The 17,013-nt window shown below is 60.8% G+C and carries 15 protein-coding genes; 8 read left to right on the forward strand and 7 right to left on the reverse strand.

Going from position 1 to position 17,013, the window contains the following annotated elements:
* Positions 1-101: 101 nt before the first annotated feature.
* Positions 102-872, reverse strand: a complete 771-nt coding sequence (locus tag ACEN2T_RS21605) for a nucleotidyltransferase domain-containing protein (protein ID WP_442117547.1) — start codon at positions 870-872, stop codon at positions 102-104.
* A gap of 2 nt (positions 873-874) precedes the next feature.
* A complete protein-coding gene (locus ACEN2T_RS21610; protein ID WP_032885311.1) occupies positions 875-1,900 on the reverse strand; it encodes a UV damage endonuclease UvsE in 1,026 nt (341 codons plus the stop codon).
* Between the two features lie 172 nt (positions 1,901-2,072).
* On the opposite strand from ACEN2T_RS21610, the gene ACEN2T_RS21615 reads away from it, so the two are divergent.
* On the forward strand, positions 2,073-2,486 hold the full coding sequence (locus tag ACEN2T_RS21615; RefSeq protein ID WP_032885312.1) for a DUF2231 domain-containing protein: 414 nt from the start codon (positions 2,073-2,075) through the stop codon (positions 2,484-2,486).
* Positions 2,483-3,775 (forward strand): PQQ-dependent sugar dehydrogenase, encoded by a 1,293-nt coding sequence (locus tag ACEN2T_RS21620; RefSeq protein WP_179178901.1) that lies wholly within the window; start codon positions 2,483-2,485, stop codon positions 3,773-3,775. The genes ACEN2T_RS21615 and ACEN2T_RS21620 overlap by 4 nt, the downstream gene beginning before the upstream one ends.
* A gap of 33 nt (positions 3,776-3,808) precedes the next feature.
* Here ACEN2T_RS21620 and ACEN2T_RS21625 read toward each other — a convergent pair whose 3' ends face one another.
* Positions 3,809-4,717: a LysR substrate-binding domain-containing protein gene (locus ACEN2T_RS21625; RefSeq protein ID WP_401379978.1), complete on the reverse strand. Its 909-nt coding sequence runs from the start codon at positions 4,715-4,717 to the stop codon at positions 3,809-3,811.
* A gap of 92 nt (positions 4,718-4,809) precedes the next feature.
* On the opposite strand from ACEN2T_RS21625, the gene ACEN2T_RS21630 reads away from it, so the two are divergent.
* A complete protein-coding gene (locus tag ACEN2T_RS21630) occupies positions 4,810-5,787 on the forward strand; it encodes a DMT family transporter (RefSeq protein WP_442117504.1) in 978 nt (325 codons plus the stop codon).
* 30 nt (positions 5,788-5,817) lie between these two features.
* Here ACEN2T_RS21630 and ACEN2T_RS21635 read toward each other — a convergent pair whose 3' ends face one another.
* Together ACEN2T_RS21635 and ACEN2T_RS21640 are read right to left on the reverse strand one after the other, a co-directional pair.
* Entirely contained in the window at positions 5,818-7,221 is a 1,404-nt protein-coding gene (locus ACEN2T_RS21635; protein ID WP_442117505.1) for an MFS transporter, read from the reverse strand.
* A gap of 143 nt (positions 7,222-7,364) precedes the next feature.
* On the reverse strand, positions 7,365-7,889 hold the full coding sequence (locus tag ACEN2T_RS21640; protein WP_122765241.1) for a GNAT family N-acetyltransferase: 525 nt from the start codon (positions 7,887-7,889) through the stop codon (positions 7,365-7,367).
* A 350-nt stretch (positions 7,890-8,239) separates the two neighbouring features.
* On the opposite strand from ACEN2T_RS21640, the gene proP reads away from it, so the two are divergent.
* On the forward strand, positions 8,240-9,742 hold the full coding sequence (proP, locus tag ACEN2T_RS21645; protein ID WP_032885317.1) for a glycine betaine/L-proline transporter ProP: 1,503 nt from the start codon (positions 8,240-8,242) through the stop codon (positions 9,740-9,742).
* Between the two features lie 51 nt (positions 9,743-9,793).
* The gene (locus ACEN2T_RS21650; protein ID WP_095184612.1) at positions 9,794-10,300 is read left to right on the forward strand and encodes a GAF domain-containing protein; all 507 of its coding nucleotides are present in this window, start codon (positions 9,794-9,796) and stop codon (positions 10,298-10,300) included.
* Here the strand turns inward: ACEN2T_RS21650 and ACEN2T_RS21655 are convergent.
* A complete protein-coding gene (locus ACEN2T_RS21655) occupies positions 10,275-11,189 on the reverse strand; it encodes an AraC family transcriptional regulator (protein ID WP_095184611.1) in 915 nt (304 codons plus the stop codon). The two genes, ACEN2T_RS21650 and ACEN2T_RS21655, sit on opposite strands and share 26 nt — an antisense overlap.
* Positions 11,190-11,354: 165 nt before the next feature.
* On the opposite strand from ACEN2T_RS21655, the gene ACEN2T_RS21660 reads away from it, so the two are divergent.
* The 3 genes from ACEN2T_RS21660 (at position 11,355) to ACEN2T_RS21670 (ending at position 16,194) form a co-directional block, all read left to right on the forward strand.
* Positions 11,355-12,377 (forward strand): alpha/beta hydrolase, encoded by a 1,023-nt coding sequence (locus ACEN2T_RS21660; protein WP_095184610.1) that lies wholly within the window; start codon positions 11,355-11,357, stop codon positions 12,375-12,377.
* Positions 12,377-13,561: an MFS transporter gene (locus ACEN2T_RS21665; RefSeq protein ID WP_181643423.1), complete on the forward strand. Its 1,185-nt coding sequence runs from the start codon at positions 12,377-12,379 to the stop codon at positions 13,559-13,561. Before ACEN2T_RS21660 ends, ACEN2T_RS21665 begins: the two co-directional genes overlap by 1 nt.
* A 74-nt stretch (positions 13,562-13,635) precedes the next feature.
* Positions 13,636-16,194, forward strand: a complete 2,559-nt coding sequence (locus ACEN2T_RS21670; RefSeq protein ID WP_122680898.1) for a bifunctional diguanylate cyclase/phosphodiesterase — start codon at positions 13,636-13,638, stop codon at positions 16,192-16,194.
* Here the strand turns inward: ACEN2T_RS21670 and ACEN2T_RS21675 are convergent.
* Positions 16,169-16,960: an AraC family transcriptional regulator gene (locus tag ACEN2T_RS21675; RefSeq protein WP_032885323.1), complete on the reverse strand. Its 792-nt coding sequence runs from the start codon at positions 16,958-16,960 to the stop codon at positions 16,169-16,171. The two genes, ACEN2T_RS21670 and ACEN2T_RS21675, sit on opposite strands and share 26 nt — an antisense overlap.
* Positions 16,961-17,013: the final 53 nt, after the last annotated feature.

Consider the following 17,013-nt stretch of genomic DNA (forward strand, 5'->3'; position numbering starts at 1 on the left):
AGCCCAGCGCGGGGCAAGCCCGCTCACCACAGGGTTATGTGTTGGTCTTTAGGAAGTGTGGAGATGGCCATGCTGCAGTGGCGGCCTCACGGCCAACACCTTTATTGCTGTTGCGAGGCCATCCAACCCAGAAATGTCTGCAGCCGGATCGTGAAGTTGTCGACTTCGGCTTCAGGATTTCGCGCTTCAAACAGAAAGAACGCCACCTGCGTGATCATCGTCGGATAACGTCTGACGAACAGTGCAACATGCTCTTCGAGTGTCTGTGGCCACGTTGTCGCATCTTCCGAGCGCAACACATGCGTGGCACGCACAACCTTGCGCGACGCCTCACGCTGCAAGCGCAATCGGTCCTGCTGGGTAGCGGCTTGCGCAATACGCGTGAGGTAGCCGGCCAGCACGTGTTCAAAGTCGGCATTCAACGCCACGGCAATGTCGCGGGACGGCCGAAACCGCTCGAAATGCAGGGAAAGATCATTGCCCCACAGGCAGCGGCAATGGTGCTTGAGCCAGAAGCCCCAACTGTTGCTGTTGTCAGCCGCTAACACTTGCCCACGACTGCCGATGTCAAAATCGACCTTAATGACTTGCGGGTGCCGTTGCTCCAACGCCCGGCGAATCGCTTCCAGACGCGCCAGCAGCGGCGCGGTGGGCGGTTCGCGCAGCACCAGCGTGAGGTCCAGGTCAGAGACACCGGGCGTGGCGTCTCCCCTTGCGACACTGCCGTACAGATAGAGACTGTCCAGCCCCAAATCATCCGGCGACAGCGAAGCGCAGACATCCTCAAGCAATGCCTGGAACTCAGGCTGCATAGGGTTGTGGGGGACGCTTAGGATATAGCCATCCGGGTCAATACCCGAGCTGTTCGACATCATCACGACTGTCTCTTCCAGTGCTCATAAAACGCCAGCGCTGCCACGTTTTTGTCCTTGGATTCCAACATGATGTCGAAGCGCTCCAGAAACTGCAGCGCGTAGTTGTTGGTCCAGCGGTTCCACATCTGCGCGCTGTGGGCATACAGGTCACGCTTGGAGACCACCTGCAACAGCGCGTCCATTTCCAACTTGTGCTCGGCGTCGAAGCCCAGTTCCTGGAGGACTTCCTGGGGCTGGGAGTAATGCATGGTCGGCCGCACGCCGCGCCAGCTGTCGATCACGCGAGTGACGCGTTCGCTGCTGGGATCGATGTACTCGTTTTCGTTGATCCAGCAGTGGTGAATATCGAGCACCACCGGCGCCAGATCGGCGACTTGCAGGCAGTGGTCGAGCCCGTAGGTCTTTTCATCGTTCTCGAAGGTGATGCAGTTGCGCGCCACCTCAGACAAGCGCGACCACACCGCGCGAGTGCCCTCAACCCCCAGGCGTCCGGCGATGTGCACGTTGCACTTGAGGTCCTGGAACTGCCGCCCGTAGCCCATCATGCGGATCATGTCGGCGTGGTATTCGAATTCGGCGAGGCTGTTTTCAACCACGCCGGGGTTTTCCGAACCGAGCACGCAGTATTGGCCAGGGTGGAACGACAGCCGAATATCCGAGGCACGCGCCAGCTCGCCGATGGCGGCGAAACCTTCAATCAATTGGCGCTCGATGGCGGGATCTTTATAGACGTCGGCGACTTTCGGATGGCTGTAGAACGGCAGCAGGTCGCTGCTCAAGCGCAGCATGCGCAAGGTTGGCGGCAGTTGGGCGACATAGGCCAACAGGCGCAATTGCGCTGCCAGATTATGGGTGACCACTTCGACCAATTTTTCGCGGGCGACCTGCGGCGTAACCCCGTCCATCCAGCGCAAGGTGGTCGTGCGGGGGTTGAACGGGCCTTCGATCAGCTTGAGGGCGCTGGGCGACAATAGGCGTTCGGGGTGCTTGTACTGGCATGCGAAGCCAATGCGAGGGTGTGTCATAGAGGCGCCTGGCGAAAGGAAAGTACACGATGATACGGCCTTATGCATGGGCTCTGGCAGCGGGCTCATAATATTTAGACACCAATCACCCTGAACTTTCTGACAAGCGCCGCGCTCATTTCCTATGCGCTGCCCCGCCCAGGGGCGTTGGATAAAAAGGAGCCGCCCCCCCATGACTACCCTCTCCACCTATCGCCCCACGCCAGGTCCGCTGCATGCGACCTTGCTCGCCGGCACCGTGCCGCTGTTTCTTGGCGCGTTGCTCAGTGACATCGCCTACACCCAGACCTACCAGATCCAGTGGGCGAACTTCGCCTCCTGGCTGATCGCCGGTGCGTTGGTATTCGGTGGTTTTGCGCTGCTGTTTGCACTGGTCAACCTGCTGCGCGCCGAGCGGAAGGCCGGGCAACCTACTCGGTATGTCCTGCTGTTGTTGGCCACCTGGATACTCGGCCTGGTCAACGCGTTCCAACACGCCAAGGACGCCTACGCCTCCATGCCGACCGGCCTGGTGTTGTCGGCGATCGTGATGCTGCTGACGCTCGCAGCGACCTGGACCGGCCTGCGTTCGGGAGGTGTGAAATGAAAACCTCCAGCACATTGACCCTGTTGAGTGCCGCCCTGCTGTTAAGCGCCTGCGGTGGCGAAGGCGATAAAACCCAGGCCCGCGGCCCTGATCCCAAATTGCCGGAACAACAAAGCAGCCTGCTGCCGAGCATGAAGATCGCCGAGCCCGCGCCATGGGGCGATCAGAAACCCAAAGTGCCCGAAGGCTACAGCGTCACGGCCATCGCCACCGACCTGGCCATCCCGCGCCAGACCCTGGTGCTGCCCAACGGTGACATCCTCGTCGCCGAAGGCCGTGGCGGCAGTGCGGCCAAGCTCAAGCCCAAGGATGTGATCGCCAGCCTGATCAAGGCCGAGGGCAACACCAAGGTCAAGAGCGGCAACCGCCTGACCCTGCTGCGCGATGCCGACGGTGACGGCACCTACGAGCTGAAAACCGTGTTCGCCGACAACCTCAACGCGCCCTATGGCCTGGCATTTGCGGACGGCAAGCTCTACGTCGCCAATCAAGATGCGCTGGTGCGTTTCGACTACACCGACGGCCAGACCAAGGCCAGCGGTGCGCCGGTCAAAGTCACCGACCTGCCGGCACAGATCAACCACCACTGGACCAAGTCACTGGCCGTGAGTGCTGACGGGCGCCAGCTGTATGTGGGCATCGGCTCCAACAGCAACGTCACCGAACGCGGCATGGAAGTGGAGATCGATCGCGCCATGGTCTGGCAGATCGACGCCGCCACCGGCGCGCACAAGCCCTACGCGACCGGGCTGCGCAATCCCACGGCGCTGACCATCCAACCCGACTCCGGGCAACTGTGGACAGTGGTCAATGAACGCGATGAACTCGGCCCCGACCTCGTGCCGGACTACCTGACCTCGGTGCGTGAAGGTGCCTTCTACGGTTGGCCCTACAGCTACTGGGGCCAGAACGTCGACCCGCGCGCACAACCACAGAACCCGGCCAAAGTCGCTGCTGCGATCAAGCCGGATTACAGCTTGGGCTCTCACGTGGCGGCACTCGGTGTGGACTTTTCCATCCCGGCCATGGGCGAAAAATTCGCCGACGGCGTGTTCGTCGGCGAGCACGGCAGTTGGAACCGTGAGAATCCGGTGGGCTATAAGGTGATCTTTGTGCCGTTCAGCAATGGCAAACCGGCGGGTGAGCCGATTGACTTCGCCACCGGCTTCCGTGGCGACGACGGCAAGACCCGTGGCCGCCCGGTGGGCGTGACGGTGGACCCCAAAGGTGCGCTGATCATTGCGGATGACTTGGCCAACACGGTGTGGCGCGTGACGCGTAACCAATAACAGCGCATTGAGTGTGCGACAGCTGATCAGCCGTCAGCTGTCGCCCTTTAATTGCTCCTGCAACCAGCCCAACAACGCCGCGATCTCTGGGCGGTCGCCCGCGCCTTGATGACGATAAATCGAAATCGCCTCGGGTAAATGCACGCTCTCCACACAGGGCCTGACCAGCGCCCCACTCTCGATCAGCCTGCTTGCCGTACGGCGCCAGCCCATGGCAACTCCATGCCCTTCCACCGCTGCCTGCAACATCAATGGATAACTGTCGAATGTGGCACTGCGCGCATTGGCGGCCACTGCCTGCCCGAACACCTGCAACCAACTGTCCCACTCCATCAAGTGCGGAGGCTGGGAGCTGTGGTGCAGAAAAGTGGCCGACTGTAATTCGGTGAGCGACAGCGGTTGTCGTGCATCGAAGTAGGCAGGGCTGCACACCGGGAACACTTCGTCAGCAGCGGTGAACATCAAGGGATGTGCGCCACTGGGTCGCCGCGAACTTTGCAGAGCAACGTCGAAGTGCGCACTGAACTCCGTCAAAGGCCGGGTTGAGGTCACGACCTGGATATCGAGATGCGGGTATTGCTGGTGGAAACTCGACAGACGCGGCATCAACCAATAAAACGCTTCGCACAGTTGGCAGAGCAGCACCACCCGGTCGCTGCGTTGCGCGGCGCGCAAGAGGGCTGCGCTGTCACCGATGCTGTGCAATGCGTCGCTAACCACCCGCGCCAGGTCACGCCCTTCTTGCGTAAGGGATACCGCGCGGTTGCGCCGGTAAAACAGCTTTACCCCGAGGTTGTCTTCAAGCCCGCGAATCTGTCGGCTGACAGCCGCCTGGGTGATGTGCAATTCATCCGCCGCCCTGGAGAAGCTGCAAAGGCGCGCTGCTGCTTCAAAGGGCAACAAGCTGGCAAGAGGCGGCAAGGTTTTACCGAGCGTATTCATAATCTGAAGTTATGCATTCAGGGCCGAGAACTCGTTTGTAGCACAGCCTCGCGGCTAGGCACCATGGATCTCTCGCCTGTTGGATAACCCTGATGACCTTACCGCAGAGCTCGATATTTGTTGGCGTAACCCTGGCGGTCATCTCGACCCTGGGCTGGGCGCTGAACTTCATCACGCCGTACGTCAGTGGCGAATACACCCTCTACGACCTGATGGTGGTGCGTTTTTTGATCGCGGGCGCACTGGGTGTATTGGGCGTGATTCTGTGGCGGGCGCACCTGCGTTTGTTGCGGCCTGGCCAGCTCTGCCTCGCCGCAGCCCTCGGCGCCTTGGGCTGCCTGGGATACGGCGCGTGCATCGCTGCGGGAGTCATGTTCGGCGGCCCGGTGCTGACGCCGACGCTGGTGGGGATGGTCCCCGTGTTGCTGGCTCTGCTCGGCAACGCCAGGGACAAAACCGTGCAGTGGCGCAGGCTGGCGATGCCGTTGACGTGCCTGACCGTGGGGCTGTTGTTGGCCAATCTGAGCAGCCTGCACCAGCCTTCATTGAGCCTTGCTTCCTGGTGGTTGGGGCTGCTGTTTTCGTTGAGCGCGGTTGGCTTGTGGATAGGCTTCAGCGTGATCAATCAAAAGCAATTGATGCACCTTCCCGCGTCGAGCATTGGACTCTGGAGCGCGTTGATGCTGCTCGGTGCAGGCACCGCCACACTGGGCTTGCTGCCGCTGATACAGAGCTTCGGCCTGCTCAAGCTTCCGACGTTGGGCCTTGGGCTCTCCCGCGCTGGGCCGCTGTATGCCTGGAGCCTGATCATCGCGCTGATGTCGACCGTGGTCGGCGCGTGGGCCTGGAACGCCGCAACACAGCGCTTGCCTATGGTACTGAGCGGCCAATTGATCGCCCTTGAATCACTCTTCGCCACCCTGCTCGGCCTTGGGTTTCACGGGCGCTGGCCAACGCCTATGGAAACCGCAGGCTTGGCCGCTGTGCTAACCGGTGTGGTGATGGCGGTGCGGATCATCCTGACCAGGGCAGACCCCGCCAGCACCTGCGGGGGTGCTGAACGGGTGTGAGGTGCAACTTCACCTCGCGACCTGTGGTTTTCACAGGTCGGTGATTTCCTTGTGACGCGGTACCAGGGTCTTCATCACGCTCCACGCCACCAGGTAGGCCAGGGCGCAGATAGCAAACATGATCATGTAGCCGGTGTGGATGTCGTTGATTGACTTGTAATAGTCAAACACCCACCCGCCGATCTTGGTCATCACCACGCCGCCGATCCCACCGGCCATGCCACCGATACCGACCACCGAGGCCACGGTTTTCTGCGGGAACATGTCGGACACGGTAGTGAAGATGTTGCACGACCATGCCTGGTGCGCAGACGCGCCCACGCCGATCAGCAATACCGGCACCCAGAAGCTGATATAGCCCAGGGGCTGCGCCAACAACACGACCAACGGGAACAGCGCGATCACCAGCATGGCTTTCATGCGGCCGTCGTACGGGGCATCGCCGCGCGCCATAAAGTAGCTGGGGAACCAGCCGCCGCCGATGCTGCCGACCATGGTCATGCTGTACAGCACCGCCAGCGGCATCACGATATCGGCGCCTTTCATGCCGTATTGCGCGGACAGGTAAGTCGGCAGCCAGAACAGGAAGAACCACCACACGCCGTCAGTCATGAACTTGCCAAAGGCAAAGGCCCAGGTCTGGCGGTAGGTCAGCAACTTGAACCACGAGACTTTCTTTTCGGGCGCGCCAGCCGGGGCTTTGGTGAACGGCTGTACGGTCTGGTCACTGCGGATATAGGCCAGTTCTTCGGCCGACAGGCGTTTTTGCTGCTCGGGTTTTTCATACACCGCTGCCCACACCGCTACCCACAGGAAACCGAGCATGCCGATCACCATGAACGCGGCTTCCCACCCCCACATGCCAGCAATCAGCGGCACGCAGATCGGCGCCAGGATCGCGCCGACGTTGGCGCCGGAGTTGAAGATGCCGGTCGCGAAGGAGCGCTCTTTCTTGGGGAAGTATTCGGCAGTGGCTTTGATCGCGATCGGAAAATTACCCGCCTCGCCAATCGCCAGCACCGCTCGGGAGAGCATGAACCCGGCAATCGATACCGGAATCACCGCCAGCCCAATCGCACTGCTGACAGCGGCAATGCCCTCGCCCATCTGCACCGAGAACGCATGCATGACGGCGCCGGTGGACCAAATGGCGATGGCGAGCACGTAAGCGGCCTTGGTGCCGATCTTGTCGACAAAGCGCCCAGCGAACAGCATGGAAATCGCATACACGAACTGGAACACCGCCGCGATGTTGGCGTAATCGGTATTGCTCCAGCCGAATTGCGTGGACAACTGCGGTGCCAACAGGCTGAGCACCTGGCGGTCGAGGTAGTTGACGGTGGTGGCGAAAAACAACATCGCACAGATGGTCCAGCGATAGTTGCCTATCGCCTGGCCAACGCGCTGGGCGCTGATGGGCTCGTTCAGATTCATGGCATCACTTTTTATTTTTGTTAGGTAGGACATATGTAACGTCATATGTCGTCGTACAACTGCGACTTTTATATCGAGACCCATGAGCGGTGTCAATCTGAAAGATTGCCGCCTGTCTAGGGACTACGTAGTTACGAGAAGTTTCAGAGAGAGGTAGTTGTAGGATGACAAATGCGTAACACCAGACTCGGTGCCTGACCGGGCACATCGTCGAGGACGCCAATGTGCTGCAGGCCCACCTTTTCCAACACGCGGATCGAGGCGGCGTGATCGGGCCGAACCAGCCCGAACACTTCGGGTAGGTTCAGGGTTTCAAACGCCAGCACCAGCGCATCGCGGGCAAGCTCAGTGGCATAGCCCTGCCCCCAGGCCTCCACGGCAAAACGGTAGCCGAGGTTGATACGCCGCTCAGTGAGGTAGTTGAGCGGTGCGATACCGCCAAAGCCGATAAGGTGCTCTGGGGATTCACGCCGGGCAATCGCCCACCAGCCATAACCGTCGCGCGCCCATTGTGCGAGCCAGTGGTCGAGCAACCGCCGCGCATCGGCAAGGCTTGCCAAGGGACCGGAAGGATTGAACCGGTTGGTCTGTGGGTCACCGAAGATCGAGAACAATCGCGGCAGATCCTCGAGTGTTGGTGGGCGGTAGATCAGGCGTGAGGTGGGCATTGGGGTGGTTCTCTCTCAAGGGTGTCGCTCTTTTTTGTGGTGAGCGGGCTTTTGTGGTGAGCGGGCTTGTCCCGCGCTGGGCTGCGCAGCAGCCCCATCAACGCCAACCCGGTTTTCCAGACAAACCGGGTTGTGTGGTTTTGGGGCTGCTTCGCAGCCCAGCGAGGGCAAGCCCGCTCACTACAGGGGTAGCGGGGTCGTGAAATAGCGCTTTTCACAGGTAGATCTGCTGCCAGTCGAGAAAAAGTACAGCAACGGGTGAATTTTTTCGTGTCCGCTTGTATCTGAAGTGACAGAGCGGTGCTATCGCAGTGATAGCACCACCCCTGTTCTGTTTTAGAGTGGTTCGCATGAAATTACGTAGAAAAAGCGTCAAACCCATCGGGTTGAAGGACATCACCATCGTCGACGATGCCAAGGTGCGCAAAGCAATTACCGCCGCCGCCCTTGGCAATGCCATGGAATGGTTCGACTTCGGTGTCTACGGGTTTGTCGCCTATGTGCTCGGTAAAGTGTTCTTCCCGGACGCCTCCCCCAGCGTACAAATGATCGCCGCGCTGGGTACGTTCTCCGTGCCTTTCCTGATTCGTCCGCTGGGTGGCCTGTTCTTCGGCGCGCTGGGCGATAAATACGGACGGCAGAAAGTCCTCGCCGCCACCATTGTGATCATGTCCCTGAGCACCTTCGCCATCGGCCTGATTCCCGGCTATGCGTCCATTGGCATCTGGGCGCCGATCCTGCTGCTGCTGTGCAAGATGGCCCAGGGTTTTTCGGTGGGTGGTGAATACACCGGCGCGTCGATCTTCGTCGCCGAATACGCCCCGGACCGCAAGCGCGGCTTCCTCGGCAGTTGGCTGGACTTCGGCTCGATAGCCGGTTTTGTGCTCGGTGCCGGCGTAGTGGTATTGATCTCCAGCGTGCTTGGCGAAGCTGAATTCGAATCGTGGGGCTGGCGCCTGCCGTTCTTCCTGGCTCTGCCTCTGGGCATCATCGGCCTGTATCTGCGCCATGCGCTGGAAGAAACCCCCGCGTTCCAGCAACACATGGACAAGCTCGAACAAGGCGACCGCGAAGGCCTGACCCACGGTCCCAAGGTCTCCTTCAAGGAAGTCGCCACCAAGCATTGGCGCAGCCTGCTGACCTGCATCGGTATCGTCGCGGCCACCAACGTGACGTACTACATGCTGCTCACCTACATGCCGAGCTACCTGTCCCACAACCTGCATTACAAAGAAAACAGCGGCGTGCTGATCATCATCGCGATCATGGTCGGCATGCTGTTCGTGCAACCGTTCATTGGCTTTATCAGTGACAAGATCGGCCGCAAGCCTTTCATCATCGCGGGCAGTGTTGGCTTGCTGTTTCTGTCGATCCCGGCATTTATGCTGATCACCAGCGGCAAGATCGGCCTGATCTTCGCCGGCCTCTTGATCCTCGCTGTAATCCTGAACTTCTTCATCGGCGTGATGGCTTCGACCTTGCCAGCGATGTTCCCCACTCACCTGCGCTATAGCGCGCTGGCAAGTGCGTTCAACGTCTCGGTACTGATCGCCGGTGTAACACCGACGGCCGTGGCGTGGCTGGTGGAAAGCACCAATGACCTGTTCATGCCCGCCTACTACCTGATGGTGTTTGCCGTGGTCGGTTTGATCACCGGCCTGACGATGAAGGAAACTGCCAACAAGCCTCTGCGTGGCGCGGCGCCGGCAGCTTCGGACATGGAAGAAGCCAAGGAGTTGCTGCAGGAACACCACGACAATATCGAGCAGAAGATCGAAGACATCGACGCCGAAATTGCGGAATTGGAAGCTAAGCGCCAGAATCTGGTGCAACAGCACCCGCGAATTAATTAAGACTTGACCGTGCGTGGTGGCCCCGGCCACCACGCCTTTGGAGAGCTCAGCATGCTTCCCAGCTTCACCGCAGCACATTCGCTACTGAGCGCAGACGAACGCGCCGCCATCGCCGAAATAGAAGCCACCACCAGCATTCTGCAGTTGGTCACCCGCCTGACCGGGATGCGCTTTGCCGGCATCGCCAAGTTCACCGACCTGGAATGGGTGGTCTGCTCGGTCCACGACCCTATGGAAATGGGGATCAATGTGGATGACGTGCTTAACCTGGAAACCACCCTGTGCAGCGAGTTCTGCATTAATCCACAGACCTTGTTCATCCCGCAGGTCAGCGCAAATGGCCGCTTCGCTTCACGCCCGGTAGTCAAGCAGTTCGCTATCGAAAGCTACGCCGGCGCGCCGATTTTCCTGCCTGATGGCCGCCTGTTCGGCGCGCTGTGTGCCTTGGATTCACAAGCGATGCTGTTTGATGACCCCAACCTGCCGGAAACCCTGAGCCTGTTTGCCCGACTGATTGGCTGCATCTTTTTCGCTAACTTGACACAGAATGATCGTTAAATTTCGGCTTGCCGCGTAACCCGGCGATGTCGCGCTTGGGCGGCACGCCAAACAGCCGGCTGTATTCGCGGCTGAACTGCGACGGGCTTTCATAGCCCACTTTGAACGCCGCGCTGGAGACATCCTGATGCTCGTTAAGCATCAACCGGCGCGCCTCGTTCAAACGCAGCCACTTCTGATACTGCAACGGACTCATCGCCGTGAGTTGGCGAAAGTGATGATGGAACGTGGCCGCGCTCATCTGCACCCGCGCCGCCAAGTCTTCCACGCGCAGCACTGCGTCGTAATTGAGTTTGAGCCAGTCAATCGCCTTGGCGATACGGTAGCCCTGCCCGTCCACTGAACAAATCTGCCGCAGTCGTCCAGCCTGGTCGCTTTGCAATAAGCGGTAGTGGATCTCGCGCTGGATCAGTGGTGCGAGTACCGGGATCGCCTCGGGCTCATCGAGCAACGCCACCAGCCGCGCAAACGACGCCAGCATGCCGTCGGTGACAACCCCGATGCCGACCCCTTTGAGCACTGAACGCTCGCGCTTGGGCGGCAGCTCACTCTGGGCGATCAGCTCGGCCAATATGCGCAGGTCCAGCTTAAAGGTCAGCCCCAGGCACGGCCGCGTGGGGCTCGCCTGCAGCACTTCGGAATTGGCAGGAATGTCCAGCGATGTCACCAGGAAGCGTGACGTGTCATACGGATACCCCTCGCCGCCCACCCACAGCTGCTTCTGCCCCTGGGCCACCAGCACAATGCTCGGTTCGACCATGCACACCACCGGCGTGCACGGCTGCTCACGCCGATAGAACCCCAGGCCCGGGATCGGCATGGGGCAGTCCCCAGGCGCAGCGATGCGCGATGCAATGGCGTGGACCAGCGCGTCCAGATTGTTCTTCATAACCTGCCCTTTTTGTTGATCCGCGAACTCTACCCCGCGCAGTCCATGGCGTCCCCCGTAAACCACCAGACTCAGAGCATCAGGCAAGTAATCCAGCGGAACGCACTACAGACGCCACCGCCACACCGGGAAAATGTGCGGACCAACCCTTTCAAGGATCCGCCCATGAAACGCCTCTTGCTTGCCCTTGGTTTGCTGGTGACGTCTTTAACTGCTCTGGGAGCCGATATGTCCAACAGTGCTGACAACTTCTACACAAGCGACAAGGTGACGGTCGAAAAGGTCACCTTCAACAACCAATACGGCCTGCAGGTTGCCGGCAACCTGTTCGTGCCGAAAAACCTGAGCTCGGGTGCTAAAAGCCCCGCGATTATCGTCGGTCACCCGATGGGTGCCGTCAAAGAACAGAGCGCGAACCTGTACGCCACCAAAATGGCCGAACAGGGCTTCGTCACACTCTCTCTGGACCTGTCGTTCTGGGGCGACAGCGCCGGTACACCGCGCAACGCGGTGCTGCCCGACCTCTACACCGAGGACTTCAGCGCCGCCGTGGACTTCCTCGGCACCCGGCAGATGGTCGACCGTGAACGCATTGGCGTGATCGGTATCTGTGGCAGCGGCAGCTTCGTCATCGCGGCGGCGAAGATCGACCCCCGCCTCAAGGCCATCGCCACCGTCAGCATGTACGACATGGGCGCGGCCAACCGCAACGGCCTCAAGCACGGCGTCACCCTGGAACAACGCCGGCATATCCTGCTGCAAGCGGCCAACCAGCGCTATGTGGAATTCCAGGGCGGCGAGACCCTCTACACCAGCGGCACGCCGCTCAAGCTGACGGGCAACCCGGTGGGGGACGAGTTCTTTGACTTCTACCGCACGCCACGTGGCCAGGTCACGCCTGCCGGTGCGTCGCCGCAGACCACCACCATGCCGACGCTGACCAGCAACGTGAAGTTCATGAACTTCTACCCGTTCAACGACATCGAGACGATCTCTCCGCGTCCGCTGCTGCTGATCAGCGGGGCCAACGCGCACTCCCGCGAGTTCAGCGAAGACGCCTACCAGCGTGCGGCCGAACCGAAGGAATTGCTCATCATCCCGAACGCGGGGCATGTGGACCTGTACGACCGGGTCAATCTGATTCCGTTTGCCCACCTCACCACCTTCTTCAAGAACAACCTCAAGTGATGCCCAATAACCCGAATGCACCGCGCTGGGGCGCGGTGCTCGCTATGTCCCTGGCGGCCTTTACATTAGTCGCCTCGGAGTTCATGCCGGTCAGCCTGCTGACGCCACTGGCGGCCGACCTCAACATCACTCAAGGCCAGGCCGGCCAGGGCATTTCGGTGTCAGGGCTGTTTGCCTTGCTCACCAGCCTGGTGATTGCCGCCGTGGCAGCGCGGGTGGATCGCAAGCGCCTGCTGGTGGCACTGACATTGCTGATGATCGTGTCCGGAACGGTCGTGGCCTTTGCGCCGAACTACATGGTCTTCATGTTGGGGCGAGCGCTGATCGGCGTTGCCATCGGCGGGTTCTGGTCACTGTCGGCCGCCACCGCCATGCGCCTGGTACCGGACGATCAAGTGCCGCGTGCCCTGGCCATGGTCAACGGTGGCAACGCCCTGGCCACGGTGATTGCTGCACCACTGGGCAGCTTTCTGGGCGGAATGATCGGCTGGCGTGGCGCGTTTTTCTGCGTGGTGCCGGTGGCGGTGATCGCCGTGGTGTGGCTGCTGATCAGCCTGCCGTCGATCAAGTCGCAGGGCGAGGCAAAGACCACCAACGTGCTGCGCCTGATGAAACAGCCGCCTGTGATCATGGGCATGCTGGCGGTCAGTGTGTTTTTCATGGGTCAATTCATGCTGTTCACCTACCTGCGACCGTTCCTGGAAACCGTCACCCAGGTCAGCGTGTCCCTGTTGTCGCTGATGCTGCTGGTACTGGGCATGGCCGGTCTGGCGGGCACGTTCCTGATCGAGCGTTTTTTGAAGCGCAGCCTGTATCCCACGCTGATTGCCATCCCACTGCTGATGGCGTTGATCGCCCTGGCCTTGGTCGCCTTCGGCAGCTCGACGGCGATGACAACCCTGTTGCTGGGGCTCTGGGGCCTGGTCGCGACCGCCGCCCCCGTGGGTTGGTGGACGTGGCTGGCCAACACCCTGCCCAAGGATGCCGAAGCAGGGGGCGGCCTGATGGTCGCGATCATCCAGTTGGCGATTGCTTCAGGCGCCACGGTGGGCGGTGTGGTGTTTGACTTCAGTGGCTATCGGGCGACGTTTGAGTTGAGTGCGGCGCTGCTGTGCGGGGCGGCGTTGCTTGCGTGGGCAACACGCTGCGTCAGTGTTCGCGCACAACACTTGAGCACAGCCTGACGCACTCAATCTTTTCCAAGGGCCGCCGATAACTTGTCATACCCCTGACTTGCAGCGAGGCCCTGCGCTAAATAATGCCCAACTCTCTCGCTCCAATCGTCCGCTCGCTGTCCACCCGCACCAGCCTGTCACTGGCACGCACGTCACTGTTGAATTTCATGGCCTTGCTGGCCGTTGTCTTTGCGGCAGCGGCTTACTCACTGCTTTACATCGCCCATGACCTGGACCGCACCGAGCAGGCCGAAAGCGCGTTCCATACCCGCAAAGCCATACAGTCCATGGAAAAAGCCATGCGGGTGACGGTCAAGGACTACGCGTTCTGGAGCGATGCCTACAAGCACCTGCATGTACAGGTGGACAAGGATTGGGCCTTCGAGCGCGGCAATATCGGGCCCACACTGTTCCAAGACTTCGGTTTTCAGGGCCTGTTTGTGGTCAACGATGCCAATCGCACGGTGTACACCGTGGTCGAAGGCGAACTGCAAACCTTTGAGCTCAGCGAATGGCTCGATCAGCCCCTCACCCAACTGCTCGAACAGGCTCGCGCCGGCGTAGACAACGAAACCCCGGTGAGCACGTTCATCAACGTACGCGGCAGCCCCGCCCTGGTGGCCGCCGCAGCCATTACGCCGGGCACCGACCCCACGGTGGTTGCAGACGGTAGGCCAGCCTCGGTGCTGGTCTTTGTCGACATCCTCGACAGCGCCAAATTGGGCCGGATCGGCGATGACTTCGGCGTGGGCAACCTGCACATCGCCACCCCTGAAGACATCGCCAAGGGCGTGTTTTTACCCCTCGGCGACAACGGCAGCGCCGGTAGCCTGTACTGGCAGCCGGAACAGCCCGGCCGACGCCTCATTGGCGTCGGCCTGCCCTTGCTGGGCCTGGCCGCGCTGCTGGTGTGCCTGATGACGTGGATGATCTTGCGCCGCAGCACAGCCGCCGCCCTGGCGCTGGATGCCAGTCATAGCTCGCTGCAAACCAGCCAGAACGCCTTGGCCACCAGCGAAGCGCGCTTTCGCGATGTGGTAGAAGCCAGTTCCGACTGGGTCTGGGAGATCAACGGCGATTGGCGCTTTACCTACCTCTCGGAGCGTTTCGAAAGCGTAACCGGGCTGACCCGCGACGCCTGGATCGGCGCGGCCATGAATGACCTGCTGGGCACCGAAGACGGTTTGTTGTCACAGTGGCTGTGCACGCCCGGCCGACGCCCGGACCTCAGCGTGCAATGCCTATATGTGGATGCCCAAGGGCAAGAGCGCACCACCCGGCTATCGGCGCGGAAAATGCCCTGCGGCGGGTTTCGCGGCACCGCCACGGACGTGACTGAAGAAGTCGAGGCACGCAGACGCATTGAATTTTTGTCCCAGCATGACGCCCTGACCGGGTTGCCCAATCGCACGCGTCTACAAGCCTTCCTGGACGCCAAGCTCAAGACGCTGCCCCTCCTTGAGCAACCCTTGGTCATGCTCAGCCTGGACCTAGACCGATTCAAACCGGTCAATGACTTGCTCGGGCATGCCGCCGGCGACCGGGTGCTCAATGAAGTGTCGAGCCGCCTGACCGACTGCGTGCGTCACGGTGACCTGGTGGCGCGGGTTGGCGGCGATGAATTTGTGCTGATCCTCAGCGATGCCGGCACCCAGGACGACGTCGAAAACTTTTGCAAACGCTTGATCGTCTCCCTTGAGCGCGCGATCCGGATCGATGAGCAGGAAGTGTTTATCAGCGCCAGCATCGGTATTGCGCTGGCGCCCAATGACGCCGGCAACGTCACCGAAATGCTGCGCTACGCGGACATCGCGCTGTACGAGGCCAAGTCCGCCGGGCGCAATACCTGGCGCTTCTACTCCGGCGAGATGAATGCACGAATCATCGAGCGTCGACGCCTGGAAAGCGACCTGCGCTATGGGATCAAACATGGGGAATTGCGCCTGCACTTTCAGCCGCGTTACCGCATAGCCGACGGGCAGATGGTCGGCGCCGAAGCGCTGGTGCGCTGGCAACACCCGGAGCGCGGCCTGATCGCGCCGGACACCTTTATCCCGATTGCCGAAGAGTCCGGGCTGATCCTGTCGCTGAGTGACTGGGTGCTGGAAACCGCCTGTGCCTGTGCCGCCCAGTGGCCGGATGCGTTGTTTGTGTCGGTCAACCTGTCGCCGACCGAGTTCAAGCGCGGCAACCTGATGGAGCGCGTGCGTCACGCGTTGCAGGCCTCGGGTATCGAACCGGCGCGGGTGGAACTGGAAATCACCGAAAGCGTCATGCTCGAAGACGCCGTCGGTGCGCTGGACGTGATGCGCGCCCTCAAACAACTGGGCATCCGCATCGCCATGGACGACTTTGGCACCGGGTATTCATCACTGAGCTACCTGCGCGCGTTCCCGTTCGATGGCTTGAAAATAGACCGCAGCTTTCTGACCCGACTGGAAGACAGCGAGGACGACCAAGCCATCATCCATGCCATCGTCGGCCTGGGACGTGCCCTGGCACTCACGGTGACCGCCGAAGGCATCGAAACCGCCGAGCACCTGGCGATGCTCAAGGCCGTGGCTTGTGATGAAGGCCAGGGCTACTTCCTCAGCCGCCCGCTGGATATCGACGCGTTCAACCGGCTGCTGGGCCCGGTTTGAAAAAAAGGCTCGGCGTCTTGCCGAACTGTTTCTTGAACATGCTGGTGAAGGCGCTGGGGCTTTCGTAGCCCAGCTCCAACGCTACGTCGATGATCTTTTCCCCCATCGCCATGCGCTCCAGGGCCAGTAGCAACCGCGCCTGTTGGCGCCATTGGCCGAAGGTCATGGCGGTTTCCTTGCGAAACAGGCGCTGGATGGTTTTCTGATCCAGGCCCAGGCGCTCGCTCCAGTGCGCCACTGTCGAGGCATCGCCCGGATTCTGTTGCAGCGCCAGGCAGATCCGCTGGATACGCGGGTCGGCAGGCTGTGGCAGGGATAACGGCAACGCGGGCAGGATGGCCAGTTCGTCGAGGATCAGGTGCATGATCCGCGCATCCCGCGAGTCTTCGGCATAAGGCGGCTTGAGGCTGACCGAGGCCTTGATCAGCTCGCTCAGCAGCGGCGAGATGCTCACAGCCTTGGTTTCGGTGGGCAGATTGGGGAAGCTGTCGGGGCGCACAAACACGCTGCGCATTTTCAGCGGCCCTACGCAGCGCAGGGAATGCACGTGCCCGCAGGGCATCCAGAAGCCGCGATTGGGCGGCACTGTCCATTGGTTCTGCGCCGAATGCACTACCATGACCCCTTCGGTCGCGTAGAGCAGTTGATGCTTCTCGTGGCTGTGGTCGGGGATCACCCAGTTTTCAGGATAGTCGGTGGCCGAACTGATCACGGCCCACTCGCCTTCGTCGATCTCCTGCAGGAATTTATCCAGTGACTTGATCATTTAGCCCTTTTTGCGACAGTTACTGCCCGAATTTCGTGAGACAGACATTTTTA

Origin of the sequence: Pseudomonas sp. W22_MBD1_FP4, assembly GCF_052113765.1 — a bacterium.
Lineage (GTDB): Bacteria > Pseudomonadota > Gammaproteobacteria > Pseudomonadales > Pseudomonadaceae > Aquipseudomonas > Aquipseudomonas sivasensis.

Excerpts from the sequence above, each read along its gene's own strand:
- ACEN2T_RS21605 (WP_442117547.1), bottom strand. The coding sequence starts at position 872 with ATGTCGAACAGCTCGGGTATTGACCCGGATGGCTATATCCTAAGCGTC.
- ACEN2T_RS21610 (WP_032885311.1), bottom strand. The coding sequence starts at position 1,900 with ATGACACACCCTCGCATTGGCTTCGCATGCCAGTACAAGCACCCCGAA.
- ACEN2T_RS21615 (WP_032885312.1), top strand. The coding sequence starts at position 2,073 with ATGACTACCCTCTCCACCTATCGCCCCACGCCAGGTCCGCTGCATGCG.
- ACEN2T_RS21620 (WP_179178901.1), top strand. The coding sequence starts at position 2,483 with ATGAAAACCTCCAGCACATTGACCCTGTTGAGTGCCGCCCTGCTGTTA.
- ACEN2T_RS21625 (WP_401379978.1), bottom strand. The coding sequence starts at position 4,717 with ATGAATACGCTCGGTAAAACCTTGCCGCCTCTTGCCAGCTTGTTGCCC.
- ACEN2T_RS21630 (WP_442117504.1), top strand. The coding sequence starts at position 4,810 with ATGACCTTACCGCAGAGCTCGATATTTGTTGGCGTAACCCTGGCGGTC.
- ACEN2T_RS21635 (WP_442117505.1), bottom strand. The coding sequence starts at position 7,221 with ATGAATCTGAACGAGCCCATCAGCGCCCAGCGCGTTGGCCAGGCGATA.
- ACEN2T_RS21640 (WP_122765241.1), bottom strand. The coding sequence starts at position 7,889 with ATGCCCACCTCACGCCTGATCTACCGCCCACCAACACTCGAGGATCTG.
- proP (WP_032885317.1), top strand. The coding sequence starts at position 8,240 with ATGAAATTACGTAGAAAAAGCGTCAAACCCATCGGGTTGAAGGACATC.
- ACEN2T_RS21650 (WP_095184612.1), top strand. The coding sequence starts at position 9,794 with ATGCTTCCCAGCTTCACCGCAGCACATTCGCTACTGAGCGCAGACGAA.
- ACEN2T_RS21655 (WP_095184611.1), bottom strand. The coding sequence starts at position 11,189 with ATGAAGAACAATCTGGACGCGCTGGTCCACGCCATTGCATCGCGCATC.
- ACEN2T_RS21660 (WP_095184610.1), top strand. The coding sequence starts at position 11,355 with ATGAAACGCCTCTTGCTTGCCCTTGGTTTGCTGGTGACGTCTTTAACT.
- ACEN2T_RS21665 (WP_181643423.1), top strand. The coding sequence starts at position 12,377 with ATGCCCAATAACCCGAATGCACCGCGCTGGGGCGCGGTGCTCGCTATG.
- ACEN2T_RS21670 (WP_122680898.1), top strand. The coding sequence starts at position 13,636 with ATGCCCAACTCTCTCGCTCCAATCGTCCGCTCGCTGTCCACCCGCACC.
- ACEN2T_RS21675 (WP_032885323.1), bottom strand. The coding sequence starts at position 16,960 with ATGATCAAGTCACTGGATAAATTCCTGCAGGAGATCGACGAAGGCGAG.